This is a genomic window from Seonamhaeicola sp. MEBiC01930 (genome assembly GCF_045277075.1).
GTDB lineage: Bacteria > Bacteroidota > Bacteroidia > Flavobacteriales > Flavobacteriaceae > Seonamhaeicola.
In genome coordinates, this window is sequence record NZ_CP104270.1 from 92,944 (window position 1) to 112,197 (window position 19,254).

At 31.4% G+C, this 19,254-nt stretch carries 16 protein-coding genes; 7 read left to right on the forward strand and 9 right to left on the reverse strand.

The features are described 5' to 3' along the window. Positions 1–45: 45 nt before the first annotated feature. From N1F78_RS00455 to N1F78_RS00480, 6 genes are all read right to left on the reverse strand, one after another. A complete protein-coding gene (locus N1F78_RS00455; RefSeq protein ID WP_406684235.1) occupies positions 46–744 on the reverse strand; it encodes a class I SAM-dependent methyltransferase in 699 nt (232 codons plus the stop codon). A 9-nt stretch (positions 745–753) separates the two neighbouring features. Then, positions 754–1,524, reverse strand: coding sequence for an FkbM family methyltransferase (locus tag N1F78_RS00460; RefSeq protein WP_406684236.1), 771 nt, complete (start codon positions 1,522–1,524; stop codon positions 754–756). Continuing rightward, a complete protein-coding gene (locus N1F78_RS00465; RefSeq protein ID WP_406684237.1) occupies positions 1,517–2,797 on the reverse strand; it encodes a polysaccharide ABC transporter ATP-binding protein in 1,281 nt (426 codons plus the stop codon). Before N1F78_RS00465 ends, N1F78_RS00460 begins: the two co-directional genes overlap by 8 nt. Positions 2,798–2,962: 165 nt before the next feature. Beyond that, positions 2,963–3,868: an ABC transporter permease gene (locus tag N1F78_RS00470; protein ID WP_406684238.1), complete on the reverse strand. Its 906-nt coding sequence runs from the start codon at positions 3,866–3,868 to the stop codon at positions 2,963–2,965. A 37-nt stretch (positions 3,869–3,905) separates the two neighbouring features. Next, the gene (locus N1F78_RS00475; protein WP_406684239.1) at positions 3,906–6,371 is read right to left on the reverse strand and encodes a GumC family protein; all 2,466 of its coding nucleotides are present in this window, start codon (positions 6,369–6,371) and stop codon (positions 3,906–3,908) included. A gap of 6 nt (positions 6,372–6,377) precedes the next feature. Next, a complete protein-coding gene (locus N1F78_RS00480) occupies positions 6,378–7,178 on the reverse strand; it encodes a polysaccharide biosynthesis/export family protein (protein WP_406684240.1) in 801 nt (266 codons plus the stop codon). Positions 7,179–7,282: 104 nt separating this feature from the next. On the opposite strand from N1F78_RS00480, the gene N1F78_RS00485 reads away from it, so the two are divergent. The 6 genes from N1F78_RS00485 (at position 7,283) to N1F78_RS00510 (ending at position 15,578) form a co-directional block, all read left to right on the forward strand. Beyond that, a complete protein-coding gene (locus tag N1F78_RS00485; RefSeq protein WP_406684241.1) occupies positions 7,283–9,148 on the forward strand; it encodes an ABC-F family ATP-binding cassette domain-containing protein in 1,866 nt (621 codons plus the stop codon). Then, entirely contained in the window at positions 9,149–9,916 is a 768-nt protein-coding gene (locus tag N1F78_RS00490; RefSeq protein ID WP_406684242.1) for an O-methyltransferase, read from the forward strand. A 219-nt stretch (positions 9,917–10,135) separates the two neighbouring features. Then, the gene (locus tag N1F78_RS00495) at positions 10,136–10,708 is read left to right on the forward strand and encodes a cob(I)yrinic acid a,c-diamide adenosyltransferase (protein WP_406684243.1); all 573 of its coding nucleotides are present in this window, start codon (positions 10,136–10,138) and stop codon (positions 10,706–10,708) included. 192 nt (positions 10,709–10,900) lie between these two features. Then, complete coding sequence (locus tag N1F78_RS00500) at positions 10,901–11,122, forward strand: DUF2795 domain-containing protein (protein WP_019387375.1); 222 nt, start codon at positions 10,901–10,903, stop codon at positions 11,120–11,122. A gap of 168 nt (positions 11,123–11,290) precedes the next feature. Continuing rightward, the gene (gene secA, locus N1F78_RS00505; protein ID WP_406684244.1) at positions 11,291–14,644 is read left to right on the forward strand and encodes a preprotein translocase subunit SecA; all 3,354 of its coding nucleotides are present in this window, start codon (positions 11,291–11,293) and stop codon (positions 14,642–14,644) included. A 220-nt stretch (positions 14,645–14,864) separates the two neighbouring features. After that, positions 14,865–15,578 carry a DUF6090 family protein gene (locus N1F78_RS00510; RefSeq protein WP_406684245.1) on the forward strand — a complete coding sequence of 238 codons (714 nt, stop codon included), beginning with the start codon at positions 14,865–14,867 and terminating at the stop codon, positions 15,576–15,578. A gap of 151 nt (positions 15,579–15,729) precedes the next feature. Here the strand turns inward: N1F78_RS00510 and N1F78_RS00515 are convergent, their stop codons facing one another. Beyond that, positions 15,730–16,416 carry a peptidoglycan DD-metalloendopeptidase family protein gene (locus N1F78_RS00515; protein ID WP_406684246.1) on the reverse strand — a complete coding sequence of 229 codons (687 nt, stop codon included), beginning with the start codon at positions 16,414–16,416 and terminating at the stop codon, positions 15,730–15,732. Positions 16,417–16,465: 49 nt separating this feature from the next. Further along, positions 16,466–17,770 carry a 30S ribosomal protein S12 methylthiotransferase RimO gene (gene rimO / locus N1F78_RS00520; protein ID WP_406684247.1) on the reverse strand — a complete coding sequence of 435 codons (1,305 nt, stop codon included), beginning with the start codon at positions 17,768–17,770 and terminating at the stop codon, positions 16,466–16,468. 82 nt (positions 17,771–17,852) lie between these two features. Between rimO and N1F78_RS00525 the strand changes: the two genes are divergently transcribed. Beyond that, positions 17,853–18,929: a serine hydrolase domain-containing protein gene (locus N1F78_RS00525; protein WP_406684248.1), complete on the forward strand. Its 1,077-nt coding sequence runs from the start codon at positions 17,853–17,855 to the stop codon at positions 18,927–18,929. On the opposite strand, the gene N1F78_RS00530 is transcribed toward N1F78_RS00525, so the two are convergent. Continuing rightward, the gene (locus N1F78_RS00530; protein ID WP_406684249.1) at positions 18,926–19,213 is read right to left on the reverse strand and encodes a hypothetical protein; all 288 of its coding nucleotides are present in this window, start codon (positions 19,211–19,213) and stop codon (positions 18,926–18,928) included. The genes N1F78_RS00525 and N1F78_RS00530 overlap by 4 nt on opposite strands. Positions 19,214–19,254: the final 41 nt, after the last annotated feature.

The window sequence follows — 19,254 nt, forward strand, 5'->3', positions numbered from 1 at the left end:
GTCAACTTATAATTATTCAAAATATATAATGAATAAAATAATTAGCTAAAAAAACTTTTTTAGTTTATACTTTAAAAACTTTTTAAAAGATATATATGGATACATCTTTTCAACACTTATTTCTTTTGTTTTTTTCTCTTGTAATTTTACCGCATCCATATGGTAAGTTAATGATTCTATTTTATTCACGTGTCTAGACTTAATTTTATCAAACCACTCAAAACCTTGAAAAAAGTAGTTTTTAAAATCATTAATAGCATCATAATATTTTAGTTCACAGGTTCTATAGAAAAACTTATGCACAGGGCTAAATTTATTTAAACCACTTTCTTCTTTAGTCATCCAATTTATAACACCATCGTTTTCTAATAAAAACATTTTATGCTCTGGAAAATTATAGATATAATCATAATAAATTGTAGGAAATTCTAGATACCCCTTATTTGCTATCCGTTGAATTTCACTTAAAAAAACATCAACATCGTCCACATGCTCTAAAACATGAGAACATATTACATAGTCAAATTCATTGTCTTTAAAAGGAAATTTTCCACCATCATAATAAACAACTTGCTTATCTGTTTCTAAAATCCCTACATGACCAGACTGTGCAATTCGTTCTTCTTCGGTCTCATATTTTAATTCTAAAAAAACATCAGACCTAGAGAACGGTGTAGCACCTGGACCTATTTCTAAAACTTTATCATTAGGCTCTATCGACTTTATTCTATCAGGAAAAAACATTTATGGAAACTATTTTTTTGTTGATTTTTTAAAATACAATTGATAACTTTTATTAAAAAAGGAAAATGTTTTATAGTACCTTTTATTCACATAAAACTGATCTCCAAAGTCGCCTTCAAACACCGATTTAACCAAAGTAAAACCTTTAGATTTCATAAAAACCTCTACATCTGTAGTTAAAGGCTGGTTTTTATACAACTCTATATTTGAAACCTCAAGCCAAATTGCTTTCACATTTTCTAGATAATCTTTTGCCCCTTTTAACACCTTTAATTCGGCTCCTTGAACATCCATATGAATAAAATCAATTTCCTTTAAATTCCTTTCAATGATGAAATCCTTAAGCATTATAGTTTCAACATCTATTTTTTTATTAAAATCTAGCCAATCTGGGTTATTATTAATATTAGGCTGTAACAAAGAACTAGATTTGTTTCCAAAATCCCAATCTAAATCATCGGCTTGTTCTTTTGGATGACCAGACGACACATGAAAATGAGAAATTCCTTTTTTATTAGATACTGCAAAAGGTATTAGCTCTACATTATTGACTTGGTATTTATTAATATGCTTTTTAATAAGCTCTAAGTTATTAGGTAAGGGTTCAAAAATAAAAATTGTTGAAAAAGGAAATAATCTTGAATACTTAATTGATTCTTCACCTTCACATCCTCCTATATCCAAAATTACTAGCCTATCTTTTTTATTAAATAATTTTAATAAATCACTTTTTAAGGGCGTATCAGATTTAATATAATTATCTCTATTGTATCTAGTCATTGTCAACTAATTTCTCTATCGAAGTTTTCATTTGATTTGATATTATACCACTTTTATTATTTACAATTGAAGCTTCTTGATTGTAAACAACATCAGATATTGTAATAAAAATATCATTATCTATATATTCAATTACTTCAGAACCTCTAGAGATACCAACAATTAACTTATATTGACCTTGATTAAATTTAATATTATCTTCTGTAAAGGTTACAAAATAATTCCCTGCTTGAAAATCTTGTGGTATGCTCCAAGTGGTTCTAATTGAAACATCGTACATATTTGTCATTCCTAAGCCTATCACTAAATTTTTAACTGCTTCTTTAACAGTGAAAAACACTTTTACTTTCCACGGCTTACCCAGAGGTATTTCATTCATCAAATCACCTTTTGAATCTTCAATTCTTAATTTGGTGGTGCATGCTACAATATTATTATTCTGAGACAATGTATCAAAAATATATTCTGAATTGTTATTAACAGATTGATTGAGATAATGACTAACAACATCTTCCGTTTTTCCCTTCATAACAAATTTTCCATTATTCAACAAGATTGAATTTTCACACAACTTTTGAATAACAGCCATATTATGACTAACAAATAAAACTGTTCTACCATCACCTTTACTAATATCCTGCATTTTTCCTATAGCCTTTTTCTGAAACTCGGCATCACCAACTGCTAAAACTTCATCTACCACTAAAATCTCTGGTTCTAAAAAAGCTGCCACAGCAAATGCCAATCTTACTGTCATACCAGATGAATATCTCTTAACCGGCGTATCTATGTACCGTTCACACCCTGAAAAAGCAATTATTTCATTAATTTTTGAGGCAATTTCTTTTTTGGTCATTCCTAAAATAGCTCCATTTAAATAAATGTTTTCTCGTCCAGTCATTTCAGAATGAAAGCCTGTTCCCACTTCTAACAAAGAAGCTATTCTCCCTTTAGTTTTAATTGCACCTGTAGTTGGTGTGGTTACCTTAGATAGTATTTTTAGCAACGTAGATTTGCCCGCTCCGTTTTTACCAATAATACCTAAAACCTCACCTCTTTTTACTTCAAAATTAATATCCTGTAAAGCCCAAACATAATCTGAACTACCCTTAGTACTTCTATCATTGGAATCTCCAATTTTTAAATAGGGGTCTTCTTTTCCCCTAATCCTATGCCACCATCTATTTAAATCATGACTAATAGTACCTGTTCCTACTAACCCTAAGCGATATTGCTTACTAATATTTTCGGCCTTTAAAATAACATCACCCATAAGTCTAATCAATTTGTCTTCATATATTTAGCAATAAAAACTAATCTTTAAAATGCTTCAACCATATTTAAATTAGAATCTCTAAAACTATACCTAAACTAAGCCTTATTTTATAATTGTTGAAATTTCAATTATCCAAATTATTTCGATATAAGATATATACCACTAAACTGTATCAATAAATTGTTTCTCCGTTCTATTAAATATTGTCAAGCCTACTAAAAAAACTACAACACTAATACAGATTGCATAAACCAGTTTATTATATGAAAAGGTTCCTACACCTAACATTATATTTCTAAATAACTCAATAACGGTTGTCATAGGATTATACTCAATTAGTTTTCCTGCCCAAAAAGGTAATTTCCCCTCAACAACTTTACTCTCAATTAAAGATAAAGGATACATTACGGCCGAACCATACATAAGTAACTGAACTCCAAAACCAACCAGAAAACTTAAATCTCTATATTTGGTTGTTAATGAAGATATAAACATTCCAAACCCTAAACCTAATAGCCCCATTACAATTACTATAATTGGCAAAACAAACACATTACTACTTATAAATGTGTTATATGCCGAGTCTGTAAAAAAAACAAAATAGACGTAGAAACAGATTAAGACTAAAAACTGAATTGCAAACTTAATTAGGTTAGATAATACGGTAGACATTGGTACTATAACTCTGGGAAAATACACCTTACCAAAAACACCTTGATTTTTTTTAAAAGTATCACTTGTTCCCGTTAAACAAGTACTAAAATAATTCCAAGCGCTGATTCCTGCCAGATTAAACAAGAATGAGGGAACACCATCTCCCGTATCAATATTAGCTATATCATTAAAAACCAATGTAAAAATTACCGAAGTAAACAAAGGTTGAATAAAATACCATAATGGACCTAAAATAGTTTGCTTATAAAGAGTAATTATGTCTCGCTTAACAAACAAAAGCAACAAGTCTTTATACTGCCAAATTTCTTTAAAATTAAGATTTAAGACACTCTTTTTAGACGAGATAGTATAAAGCCACTCTTCTGGTATATTTTTCCCAACAACTTTTTTCACTTTTTAAATACTAAGAATTGACAACCAAATTATCATATCATCGTTTAAAAACAGATCTTATTTTCTTTAATATTCTAGGGCTATTATCTATAGTTTCATGATAACCTTTTGCATAATTTCCATAACCATAACCATAGCCGTAACCATAGCCATAGCCCATACCATATTTGGCCTTTCTGTCATAAGCATTATATACAATACTTATATTTTTAATTTGACCAGAATCATACTTATCGTTAATAAAATTTAACATCCATTTTTTAGTATAATCTTGCCTAACTATATACAATGATGTATCTACATAATCAAATAATTCCATAGCATCAGCTACTAATCCAATTGGCGGTGTATCTAAAATTATATAATCATACTTCTCCTTTAACTGTTTGATTAATTCATCCAGCCTTGAGTTCATTAATAATTCTAATGGGTTTGGCGGAATAGGTCCAGAAGTAATAACATCTAAATGATCAATATCTGTTTTCTGCACAATTTCATCTAATGATTTATCGCCAATTAAATAATTAACAACCCCTATATCTTTTCTTATCTTAAAATCATCAAAAATCCTTGGTTTCCTTAAATCTAGCCCTACTAAAACAGTTTTTTTATCACTCAAAGCAAAAACAGTAGCTATATTCATTGAGCAATACGTTTTTCCTTCACCACTCACTGTTGAGGTTATTAAAAGTGATTTTGCGCCTTGAATTTCTTTTGACTTATAAAAGAATTGCAAATTAGAGCGCATGGCTCTAAAAGCTTCAGCCACAACTGAATTTGGCTTTTCATGTACAATAAGGCTAGTGCCTAACTTACTCTTGGCTACAACTCCTAAAATAGGTATAGGTGATAACTGTTCTATATCTATAGGACTATGTACACTATTGTCTAAAAAGGTTAATACAAAAGCTATTACTAAAGGAACTAATAATGCCGCGAAAAAAGCAAAAACATATCGAATATTTAAATTTCTACCTAAAAGTTGGGCTCCTGCATTTTTAGCTGAATCTATTACCAAAATATCAGACACATTAGATGCTTTTATTATTTCTGCTTCGCCACGTTTAGCCAAAAACACATTATATGTCTGCTCACTTAATGAGTATTGCCTTTCTATAGTAATTAATTGTTGCTGATCCTCAGGTAATTTACTAAACTGGGATTCTACAGTTTTTAATCTCCCATTTATTATTTTGAGTTGTCTATTCAAAACATCTGTGGCAGCACTAATGTTCTCTTGCAAAACACTTTTTAAACCATCTATCTGCCTATTTAAATCATTAAAAATAGAAGCATCATTTCTTACCGAATATTGAAGCTTAGATTTTTGAACAGAAAGCTCATTAATTTTAGTAACATTACTTAATATATTTGCATCTGTTATACCAGCAATTGAAGGTGCTGGAATATCTGTAAACGAACTACTAGAAGTTAAATAACTTTTAAGATTAAAATAATAATTTAGTTGCCTATTAACATCCTCTTTTTCAGCATCCAGTTTTGTTATTTTTTCATTCAAAATAACACTCTCATCATCTAAACTAAAAAACTTATTTTCTTTTCTATAATCATTTAAAGCTTCTGCATTATTAGTAAGTTCATTTTTAACTCTTGAAATTTGTTCATCAATAAATTCAATAGCATTAGTGGCATATTGATTTTTTCTGTTTAATTGATCTTCACTTAAAACTGTTACTGCTGCGTTTAAGTAATCTACAATTTTATCAGTGTTTTTATCAATCAAAGAAATATCTAAAATTGGGGAACCATTGGGGTTAGAAACATTTGTACGTGCCTTATAACTTGCAACTACCCCATCAAAATTGTTAAATTGAAAAAAATAATTCTCATTAGGGTTGACCCTATTGTTTTCATTTAAAACTATAGTTCCTTTTAAAAACGGCAAAGTAAAAGCTTCTCCTATTTTAAATTGCTTTTTAAAAACCCCTGGATCAACTCCTATTCTACTAATTTTTTTGTCAACATAGTTTTGCGCATTTACTCCATTACCTAAAAATTCAACTTCTAACTCAAAAGTATCCTCATCTAATAATGTAACTTTTATTGGTACATCAATAAGTTGGGCGTAATTATAATCATGATTAAATCTAAACGGAGCAGATTTGTATATATCCTGCTTTCTAAACCTTCCTTGTTTCAAATAGCTTTTATAAAACTCTAACCTCTCTACCACTTTTTCATGGTGTGAACGAGATTTTAAAGTAACAATCATAGTTTGAAGTTTAGCTGTTACGCCTCCCCAGTTAAATGTTAAACTAGCGTTAGATGTAAATAAAGGATTACTATCGTCTTCTATAGAAATTTTTGTTCCAAGCCTATATGAAAACTCTTCACGAATATTCTTCTGATAAACATAAAAAAAAGCTAAAGCTAAAAGCAACAAAAACAACTTCCAATAACTTAAAGCTCTAAACATAAACTTTTTTATGTCAAAACTTGCAGCAGAAACAGAAGACTGAGAAGCTTCAAATTCATCAACCATGATAACTTATAGATTTTTAGTTAAAAAATAAGTAGACACTAATACAGAAAAAATAGAAGCAACGGTTCTTACCGTTTGAGAGGCTGTTTCACCAGTCCCTATTGCTTTACGTTTTAATGGTTTTACCAAAATCATATCATTTGGTTGGATAAAATAATAAGGTGATTTCATAGCTGATATATCTGTCAAATCTATATGATGAATATTTTGACCGTCTGGGTATTGTCTAATTATTAACACATCTGTTCTATCTCCAGTAGTTTTAATATCACCAGCATTGGCAAGAGCTTCAATAATATTAACTCTATCCTGATATAAAGTATAAACACCTGTTCCTCCCACTTCTCCTGTAACTGTATATCGCAACCCAGCTAACTTAACAGTCACAAAAATTTCAGCTGTTTCTTTGAAATATTGATTCAACAATTCAGTTTTCACCTGCTCTTCAATTTCTTTAATGGTAAATCCTAAAACATTTATTTCACCTAATATTGGAAATTTAATATTTCCATGTAAATCTACAGTGAATCCATTAAAATAAAGAGATGATTGATTTTGCTGTGATGAATTACTACCTGTTGTTTCTACGGGGTTAAATATACTTACCAGCTCTTCATCTAGAGCCTTTACATTAATACTTAATATATCATTGACTTGAACTCTGTAAGGTTTTGAAAGTTCCTTAATTTGAAGTGAATCTGTTACTACACTTCCTTTATCTTGAAAATAAACAACATCTTTATTAGTTATACAAGATGCACATAAAACTATAATAATCAATGAATAACATAAGAAATATTGTTTCATTATAATGGGGTTGCTTTATCGCAAATATAACTTTTCATCATGAATAATAAAACTCTTAACTGGTTTTTTGGTTTTTTATCCCATATTTGCAAAAAAGCATTCCTTTGAACTACTTAACAGTTGATAACATATCAAAATCTTACGGTGAATTGGTTCTTTTTGAGAATCTCTCATTTAGTGTTCATAAAGACCAAAAAATTGCCTTTATTGCCAAAAATGGTACTGGCAAAACATCTATTTTAAATATACTTTCTAATAGTGACCAACCAGATAATGGCTCAGTAATTTTTAGAAAGGATATTAAAGTTTCTTTCTTATCTCAGGACCCAAAATTTGACGATAGACTAACTATTGAAGAAACCATTTTTGCAAGTGACAATCCTATTTTAAAAATAATTCATGACTATGAACATGCACTTTTAAACCCAGATGATACAGAAACCTATCAAAAGGCTTTTGATGCCATGGACCTTCATCAGGCATGGGATTTTGAAACCCTCTATAAACAAATACTTTACAAGCTTAAACTTGATAATTTAAATCAAAAAATAAGCTCACTTTCCGGAGGCCAGAAAAAGCGTTTATCTCTTGCTAATGCACTTATAAACAAACCAGACTTATTGGTGCTTGATGAACCAACTAATCATTTAGATTTAGAAATGATTGAATGGTTAGAAGCATTTTTTGCTAAAGAAAACATAACACTATTTATGGTTACCCATGATCGTTATTTTTTAGAACGTGTATGTAATGAAATTATAGAATTAGACGAGGGCAAATTATATAGTTACAAGGGCAATTATTCTTATTACTTAGAAAAAAGGGAAGCTAGGATTGAACGTGAAGCTGTAGAAACTGGAAAAGCCAAACAACTCTTTAAAAAAGAGTTAGAATGGATGCGCAGACAACCTAAAGCAAGAACAACGAAATCTAAATCTAGAATTGACGATTTTAAAGACATAAAGCATAAAGCTCATCAACGTAGAAAAGACTACCAAGTTCAATTAGAACTTAATATGGAACGCTTAGGCAGTAAGATTATTGAATTTCACAAAGTATCTAAAGCCTTTGAAGAAAAGGTGATTTTAAGTAGCTTTGATTACACATTTAAGAAAGGTGAACGCGTTGGAATTATAGGTAAAAACGGCACTGGAAAAAGTACTTTTTTAAATATTTTAACTCAATCAACTAATCCTGATGGCGGAAAAGTAGTTAAGGGAGACACTGTTAAATTTGGTTATTATACTCAAAATGGCATCACCATAAAACCAGAACAAAAAGTTATTGATGTTATAAGGGAATTTGGTGATTACATTCCATTAAAAAAAGGACGCCAAATAAGTGCTCAACAATTATTAGAACGCTTTTTATTTAGTAGAAAAAAGCAATATGATTTTGTAGAAAAGCTAAGTGGAGGAGAACGCAAGCGTTTGTATTTATGCACGGTTTTAATTCAAAACCCAAATTTTCTAATTCTTGATGAACCTACAAACGACTTAGATATTGTTACTCTTAATGTTTTAGAAAGTTTCTTATTAGATTTTCCTGGATGCATCATAGTGGTATCTCATGATCGTTATTTTATGGATAAAGTTGTAGATCATTTATTTGTATTTAAGGGTGATGGTATTATTGAAGATTTTCCTGGCAATTATACAGATTATAGGGTTTATGAAGATAGTCAGCCAGCAATTTCTAAAATCACCACCGAAGATAAAAAAGATAAAGCCTCTTGGAAACAAAATGAAGCCTCTAAGCTATCTTTTAATGAAGAAAAAGAACTTAGAAATATTGAAAGCAAACTAAAGTCTTTAACCTATGACAAAAAACAGTTAGAAGATAAATTTTTAAACCCAGATTTATCACAAGAAGAAATAAACGCATTATCTGATGAACTTCAAGGTATCATTGACTCTATTGAAGCTAAGGAAGAACGGTGGTTTGAACTTTCTGAAAAATTGGAAGGATAGATGTGGTACCAAATCATCCAATACATAAAATTTCTATTTAAATCTACCAACCAACATGGTGTGCATTCCCCTTTTGTATATAATTTAGTTACTAAATGTTTTTATGATAAAACAGATTACCTTGAATATAAAACCATTAAAACCTACCGCAATAAACTTTTAAAAAACAAAAACACCATTCAAGTTAACGACTTAGGTCCGGGTTCTAGAAAGGCAAAAACTAACGAAAGACAAATTTGTGAAATTGCCCATACCTCTGGAACTACTTATAATAGAGCAAAATTACTTTTTAGGCTTTCAAAATATTTAAAGTCTGAAAACATCTTAGAATTAGGAACTTCTTTAGGAATTGCAACACATGCTATTAGTTTAGGAAATCCTAAAGCAAGTAGTACAACAATTGAAGGTTGCCCCAACATTTCGGCTTTTACTAAAAACACATTAAAAGAATTTAAAACCATAAACATTCAAAATGCTGATTTTAAAGACGCTCTTATATCTTTAACGCACAAATCTTATGATTTAATTTTTTTTGATGGTAATCACCAAAAGGAGACTACGATAAATTATTTTGAAACTTTACTAAAAAGCGCCCACAACGATTCTGTATTTATTTTTGATGATATTTATTGGAGCAAAGGCATGACCCAAGCTTGGGAAACCATTAAACAAAACACAAAGGTAACCGTAACAATTGATACTTTTTTTTGGGGCTTAGCGTTTTTTAGAAAAGAACAGGTTAAAGAACATTTTACCATTAGGTTATAGAGGACTCTAAAAGTTTATTAACTTTAACTTCAAACTAATTAACATGCTTATAGGTATTATTTTAATTATAATAATTACTACGTTTAATAGGAAACACTTCTAGAAATAAAAATAGAGATTTAAAAAAGGTTATGATATAAAAAAAGAACGTAACAAGTATAGAAAAAAGTAAACTACAACACTTTTGTCTTTTCCCTATTTAACTTTTACCTTTAACCAATGAAAATTTACACAAAAACAGGAGATAAAGGAACAACCGCATTATTTGGTGGTTCACGCGTGCCTAAACACCATATACGCATTGAAAGTTATGGTACCATTGATGAACTAAATTCTTATATTGGATTAGTTAGAGATCAAAAAATAAGGCAACATTACAAAGATATACTCATTAAAATTCAGCATAAATTATTCACTATTGGAGCTATTTTAGCCACAGACCCCGAGAAGGCGGTTTTAAAAAACGGCAAAGAACGTTTGAATATTGAAAAAATAGCTTCTGAAGATATTGAGGTTTTAGAACATGAAATGGATTGCATGAACGAAGCTTTAGAACCAATGACGCATTTTGTTTTACCCGGCGGACATCAAACCGTGTCATTCTGTCACATAGCACGTTGTATTTGTCGCAGAGCAGAACGTTTGGCTACTGCGCTTAATGAAAATGAACCTATAAATTCTAATGCATTAATATATTTAAACCGCCTTTCTGACTACCTTTTTGTATTGGCACGAAAGTTGACACTGGACTTACAAGCAAATGAAATTAAGTGGATTCCTGAAAAGAAGTAAAACATCATTGCGAATTAATTTTAGCTTACTCCGGCAATCCCATAAATTAGAATAATCACCGTAGCAACAATAAATTTCAACTGTTTAAATTACAAAAGAATACGTTCTTACAATTAATGATGAAATAATTCAATTTTTTCTTGCACGTTTAAACTAAAAAATTATTTTTGCAGAAAATTAAACCCAAAAGAAATGTATTGGACTTTAGAACTAGCATCTTATTTAAGTGATGCTCCATGGCCAGCAACAAAAGACGAGTTAATTGACTATGCTATAAGAACTGGCGCACCTTTAGAAGTTGTTGAAAATTTGCAGTCTATTGAAGATGAAGGAGATTCTTACGATTCTATAGAAGAAATTTGGTCTGATTACCCAACAGATGAAGACTATCTTTGGAATGAAGACGAATATTAAAACAAAACATAAAAAATAGTTAAAAAGTCTCGATAAGAGGCTTTTTTTATTTCATTAGGTTAATAAACACCGTAACAAAATGTATCTTTGAATGCTTTTGACGTTACCATTAAAAATTAAGAAAATCACCTAGGCTAGACCTAGTAAAAATATATAAACTAATAAACCATGAGTTTTTTAAATTCTGTTCTGAAAGTATTTGTTGGAGACAAATCGAAACAAGACGTTAAGGCTATAATGCCAATTGTTAATAAAGTAAAAACCTTTGAGTCTGCATTAGAAGCTTTATCTCATGATGAATTACGACATAAAACCGTTGCGTTTAAGGCCCAAATTGCAGAGGCATGTAAAGATTTAAACAATCAAATCATTAAGCTTACTGAAGAAGCCGAAAACACTGAGGATATTGATAGACGTGAAGATATTTACCAAGATATTGATAAATTACATGACGAAATTTATGCTATCACTGAAAATGTATTAAATGATATTTTACCAGAAGCATTTGCTGTTGTCAAAGAAACTGCAAAGCGTTTTGTAAACAATTCCTCAATAACAGTTAACGCTACTAATTTTGATAGAGAGTTATCTGGATCTAAAGATTACATTTCTCTTGAGGGTGATAACGCCTCTTGGTCAAATTCATGGGATGCAGCTGGAAAACCCATTACCTGGGATATGATTCATTATGATGTACAGCTAATTGGTGGTATTGCCATGCACCAAGGAAAGATTGCTGAAATGCAAACAGGTGAAGGTAAAACCTTAGTAGCTACTTTACCTGTATACTTAAACGCTTTAGCTGGGAAAGGTGTACATCTTGTGACAGTGAATGACTACTTAGCAAAACGTGATAGTGCGTGGATGGCTCCTATTTTTGAGTTTCACGGATTAAGTGTTGATTGTATTGATTATCATCAACCTAATTCTGATGCACGTAGAAAAGCTTACAATGCTGATATTACATACGGAACCAATAATGAGTTTGGTTTTGATTATTTACGTGATAATATGGCACATGCTCCAGAAGATTTAGTACAGCGTCCTCACCACTACGCCATTGTAGATGAAGTAGATTCAGTTCTAGTTGATGATGCCCGTACGCCCTTAATAATTTCAGGGCCTATTCCTAAAGGAGACCATCATGAGTTTAATGACCTAAAGCCTAAAGTTGAAGATATTGTTAGTGTACAGCGCAAATATTTAACAGGTGTTTTAGCAGAGGCAAAAAAATTAATAAAAGAAGGTGACACCAAAGAAGGTGGTTTTCAATTATTACGTGTTTATAGAGGTATTCCAAAGAATAAAGCCCTAATAAAATTTTTATCTGAAGAAGGAATTAAGCTACTACTTCAAAAGACTGAGAACTTCTACATGCAAGACAACAACCGCGAAATGCCTAAAGTTGATGCGGAATTGTACTATGTAATTGATGAGAAAAACAATCAGGTGGAATTATCAGATAAAGGCGTTGAATTTTTATCTGGTAAGGACAACCCTGATTTCTTTGTAATGCCCGAAATAGGTATGGAAATTGCAAAAATTGAAAATCAAGGTTTATCGGCAGAAGAAGAAGCTAATTTAAAAGAAGACCTTTATAAAGAGTTTGGTGTAAAATCTGAACGTATTCATACGCTAAACCAATTACTAAAAGCTTATGCTTTATTTGAAAAGGATACGCAATATGTAGTAATGGACAATAAAGTAATGATTGTAGATGAGCAAACAGGGCGTATAATGGATGGCCGTCGTTACTCAGATGGTTTACATCAGGCCATTGAAGCCAAAGAAAATGTAAAGATTGAAGATGCTACACAGACCTTTGCTACCGTAACGTTACAAAACTACTTTAGAATGTACCGCAAACTATCTGGTATGACAGGTACAGCTGTTACAGAAGCTGGTGAATTTTGGGAAATTTACAAATTAGATGTTGTTGAAATACCAACTAATAAGCCTATTGCTAGAGATGATAGAGATGATTTAGTTTATAAAACTAAACGCGAAAAGTATAATGCCGTAATTGATGAGGTAACAGAACTTTCAAAAGCCGGACGTCCTGTATTAATTGGTACTACATCTGTTGAAATTTCAGAGTTGTTAGGAAAAATGCTAAGCATTAGAAAAATTCCTCATAATGTACTGAATGCAAAACAACATAAAAAAGAAGCTGAAATTGTTGATGAAGCAGGTAGGAGTGGCCAAGTAACTATTGCCACCAATATGGCAGGTCGTGGTACAGATATTAAATTATCAGATGAAGTTAAAAAAGCAGGTGGTTTAGCTATTGTTGGTACAGAGCGCCATGATTCACGTCGTGTTGACCGTCAGTTGCGTGGTCGTGCTGGTCGTCAGGGAGACGTTGGTAGTTCACAATTCTACGTATCGCTTGAGGATAATTTAATGCGTTTGTTTGGTAGTGATAGAATAGCTAAAATGATGGACCGTATGGGGCTTAAAGAAGGTGAGGTAATTCAACACTCCATGATTTCCAAATCTATAGAACGTGCTCAGAAAAAAGTTGAGGAAAACAACTTTGGTGTACGTAAGCGATTGTTAGAATATGATGATGTAATGAATGCCCAACGTGAGGTAGTTTACAAACGTCGTTACAATGCTTTAAACGGAGAACGTCTTCGTGTAGATTTAGCTAATATGATTTTTGATACTTCTGAGGGTATTGCGCAAACTAATAAAGGTGCTAACGATTATAAGAATTTTGAGTTTGAATTGATTCGTTATTTTTCAATGAGCTCACCCATTACTGAAGAGGAATTTGGCAGCTTATCTGAACAAGAAATAACTTCAAAAATATACAAAGCCGCTTTTGAACACTACCGTGAAAAAATGGAGCGCAATGCAGATTTGGCATTTCCAGTTATTAAAAATGTTTATGAAACTCAACGTGATAAATACAAACGTATAGTTGTTCCATTTACTGACGGTGTTAAAAGCTTAAATGTAGTAACAGACCTTGAAAAAGCCTATGAAACAAATGGGAAACAATTAATAACCGATTTTGAAAAAAATATTGCTCTTGCTATAATTGATGATGCTTGGAAAACTCATTTACGTAAAATGGATGAGTTAAAGCAATCTGTACAATTAGCAGTTCATGAGCAGAAAGATCCTTTATTAATTTATAAGTTTGAGGCTTTTGAGTTGTTTAAGACCATGATTGATCAGGTTAACAAAGACGTGATATCGTTCTTGTTTAAAGGGGAGCTACCTCAAGAAACTCAAGATAATATTCAAGAAGCCAGAGCAAGAAAACAAGAAAAGGTTCAAACAACAAAAGAAGAAATTCCTAATTTAGATGAGCGTGCTGCCGAAAGTAGAGCTGCTGGTAACACGCAACGTCAGCAACAAGTTGTAGAAACCATTGTACGTGACAAACCAAAAATTGGGCGTAACGACCGCGTTACTATTAAACATGTTATTAATGGTGAAAACAAAACCCTAAAGTACAAACAAGCAGAACCTTTAATTGCCAAAGGTGAGTGGGTTTTAGTTGATGAATAGATAATTTCCTGTAAAAACAGAAATCTTATAAATATTAAACTCCCGATAGAAATCTATCGGGAGTTTTTGTTTTAACGGCTATTGATTTTGTAAAAATTTTCAGCTACCTTCGTTTAACAGTAGATATAAAACATTGAAACGATTTCATATCAATTCGTTGTGCTTCATTATCAGAAACCGCTAACCAATGATAAAATTTTTTAGAAAAATTAGACTAAAAATGCTGACTGAAAATAAGTTCAGCAAATATCTGATGTATGCGATTGGTGAAATTTTTCTTGTTGTTGTAGGGATATTGATTGCTTTGGGAATAAATAATTGGAATCAAGAAAAAGCAAACCAACGGTTAGAAACAAAGATTTTAAAAGAACTAAATCACAATTTGAAAGTGGATTTAGATGAAATTAAATTTGATATTTCTTTAATGGATAGTGTTAAGGTTTCGTGTAATCAAATCATTCATGATCTAAAATTGAATACAATTCCATCAGTAGAATTTTACAATAATATTGCTTGGTTAAAAGTAGTACCACATTTTGACCCTAATAAAAGCGGATATGAATTTTTGAAAACTAAAGGAGTTGATATTATTAAAAACGACAGTTTGAGAACTACAATATCGAATCATTATGAGTTAAACTATCCGTATTATAGCAAGTATGAAAAAGAACGGATTGAATTCAAACTTCGCCAAACAAATCCATTTCTTGTTAAGTATTTTAACTGGTTAGATAATCCTGACTTCTATCTATCTGAAACATTTGAAGTATCAAATAGAGATTACTTAATAATACGAAATGACGGCTCTTTAGAAAAGGTCGTCATAGCTTCTGCTTGGGAAAACGAATTAATGAATAGTCGAGCAAAAAGAATTGAAAAGCAAATTACAGATATAATCAAATTAATCAATAAGGAATTAGAAGCTAAAAAATAACGAAAGCACAACAACGTGTATAATTCATTGCTAGTCCTAGCCCACTTGGAAATTCCTTCGGAATTTCCTCTGGTTCGTTTTTGTTTACTAATTTAGTTGCTGAAACACGCAACGAAATCATACACAAACACGTTAAACGAAACTTCAAAATTTACAAATTCAGTAATAAACTAGGATTGGGGCAATTATCTTTAAAAAAACTCAAATCGTTTTTAGAGCAAACACCAGGGTAATCGCCAATATTTCCTTGCAAGTCTCTAATAATTTGAAAATGTAAATGTGGTGGGTAATTACCATTAACCAATTCATTGCCTAAAGTTCCTATTTGTTCACCCTTTTTAAAAGTTTGTCCAACTTTTAAATCTTGTATAGACTCTAAACTTAAATGCCCGTAAAGTGTATAGAATACCACATCATTAAAACTATGCTCTAGTATAATTGCGGGTCCGTAATCTCCGAAATTGGTATTATTTTTAAAACTATGAACAGTAGACTTTAAAGGGGCATAAATACGTGTTTCTTCTTTACACCACAAATCAACCCCTAAATGAATGTTACGCTCTTCTTGAGCCTGCTTATTAAAGTGTTGACTTCTTTTATAGATATTTCTAACCTCTAAATAGCCTCCATAAGCCACAGTGGCTTTATGCTTTTTAATATGGTTATTTACAAATTCTCCCAATTTAGAAGCTGAGGAAACATCAATATTATTAAGCTCTTCCTTGGTTTCTGATAAGTCTATTGGAATGTATTTAGACCTAGATATAGTTTTATCAAGCACATGCAGTTGTTCTGAACTTATATCTTTTAAAAAGTTTGAAAAGTCTTTAGAATTCATTTTTCAAAAAAGTTCATTGCACTTTAAACTAGCAACACTTAAAACTAAACTAATTTACCACAGTACCATAAAGATCAAAATCTTCTGCTTCGGTTATTTTCACTGTTGTAAACTCACCTGTTTTCAAGTAGGTAGTAGTAGCATCTATTAAAACTTCGTTATCAACATCTGGTGAATCAAATTCTGTTCTACCAACAAAATAATTACCTTCCTTTCTATCTATTACCACTTTAAACTCCTTACCTATTTTCTCTTGGTTAAGTTCCCACGAAATTTGAGACTGAATTTCCATAATCTGGTTGGCTCTATCAATCTTTACGTCTTCAGGCACATCATCTTCTAAGTTATAAGCATACGTGTTTTCTTCATGAGAATAGGCAAAACATCCTAGTCTTTCAAAACGCATATCCTGAACCCATTGCTTTAATTCTTGAAAGTTTTCTTCTGTTTCACCAGGGTATCCAACAATTAATGTAGTACGAATAGTCATTTTTGGTACTGTAGCCCTAAACTCTTTTATAAGTTTGGTTGTTTTTTCTTTAGTAGTACCTCTGCGCATACTCTTTAAAATACTATCAGAAATATGCTGTAATGGAATATCTAAATAATTACAAACTTTAGGTTCTTTGTTCATTACCTCCAGCACATCCATTGGAAAGCCGGTAGGAAATGCATAGTGTAATCTAATCCATTCTATACCTTCTACTTTAACTAAAGCATTTAATAATTCTGCTAAGTTTCGCTTTTTATATAAATCTAAACCGTAATAGGTTAAATCTTGAGCAATTAGTATTAACTCTTTAACACCTGAAGCCGCCAATTTTTCAGCCTCTGTAATTAAATCTTCAATAGGTGTACTTTTGTGCTTTCCTCTCATAATAGGTATAGCACAGAAACTACAAGGCCTATCACAACCTTCAGCTATCTTTAAATACGCATAGTTTTTAGGCGTTGTTGTTAAACGTTCTCCTATAAGCTCATGCTTATAATCTGCACCTAAAGCCTTTAACAATCCAGGAAGTTCCGTAGTACCAAAATACTGATCTACATGGGGTATTTCTTTCTGCAAATCTGGCTTGTAACGTTCACTTAAGCAACCCGTTACAAAAACTTTATCTACTAAACCATCTTCTTTTTTTTGTACAAACTCCAATATAGTATTAACACTTTCTTCTTTGGCATTATTTATAAAACCGCAAGTATTAACTACTACTATATTACCTTCTTCTTCATGTACAACGTCTTTACCACTGGCCTTTAATTGTCCCATTAATACCTCGCTGTCATAAACATTTTTACTACAGCCAAGGGTAACAACGTTAATCTTATTTTTCTTTAGTGATTTTGTGCGCATGCTTTGTTAAATCTGGGTGCAAAGATACAACTTAATTAAACCTTTGTTATATTTGAATGTCCAAATTTAAAAACCTACTGTTGTGAAAACTATAGTATATTTTCTATTGCTGTCTGTTCTTTTTATGGGTTGTTCTTCAAATGAGCCTATCATAGAACCAGACCCTGCCGAAGCAGAAATATATTTCCCCCCTTTTAACTCTGACATTTGGGTTACAAAATCTATTACTGAATTGGGGTGGAATGAAAATCAGCTTCAGCCATTATTAGACTTTTTAGAAACTAATAACACAAAAAGCTTTATGATCCTTCACGATGGAAAAGTTGTTATTGAGGAATATATGAACGGACATGATGCTAGCAAACTATGGTATTGGGCAAGCGCCGGCAAAACATTGACAACCACGCTTTCTGGAATTGCTCAAGAGGAAGGTTTAATAGATATAGACCATAAAGTTTCTGATTATTTAGGAACAGATTGGACAAGCGCAACTTTAGAAAAAGAAAACCTTATTACTTGTAAACATTTATTATCAATGAACTCTGGTTTAGATGATAGCTCTGATGCTGTTGAACCTGAAGACTTGCAATATGTGGCAGATGCAGGAACACGTTGGGCTTACCATAATGTTTACAAAAAAATGCAAGATGTAATTGCTTCTACCAGTGGTTCTACATTTGCAAATTATTTTAACTCAAAACTTAGAGATAAAATTGGAATGACCAATACATCTGGTGGTTGGTTACAGCTTAGTAATTTTAATGTATATTGGAGTAATACAAGAAGTATGGCAAGGTTTGGGCTTATGATTTATGCCAATGGAAAATGGGGAAATACTCAAATTGTTCCAGAAGATTTTTTAAAAGAAGCCACGAATACCTCACAAAATATTAATAAATCTTACGGTTATCTATGGTGGTTAAATGGAAAATCATCTTACCATCTACCTGGTAGCCAATTAGAATTTAATGGAGAATTAATTCCAAATGCTCCAATTGATATGTATGCTGCTTTGGGTAAAAACGATCAGAAAATTTATATTGTCCCTAGTAAAAAATTAGTGGTTATAAGAATGGGAGAAGCAGCAGATTCTGAAACCTTTGCGCTTTCTAGTTTTGATAATGATTTATGGGGAAAGATTAATAATTTGATTGATTAGTTTCTTTCGTCAAAAGGAATAATAACACCTTTTACTAAATAGTTTTTTAAGCCATTTAAAAGCATTGCCAATAATAAGGATGAATGTTTAAAATGATCATTATTTTCTGGCCAATTTTCGTGACTAAATTTTAAATAAGTGCCATTTTCTTTTGTTTCTATATCAAACCCAAAGGTTGTTGGGTTCCAATCATAATCCGATGTTATTATTTTTAAAAGAAATGACTCTCCGCTTTTTACTTTTAAAACTTTACAAAACCAATTGTATTTATCCGTAAAGTTCAAATTGTATTCTGTATCTAATTCTGGCTTTCCTAAAGATTTTA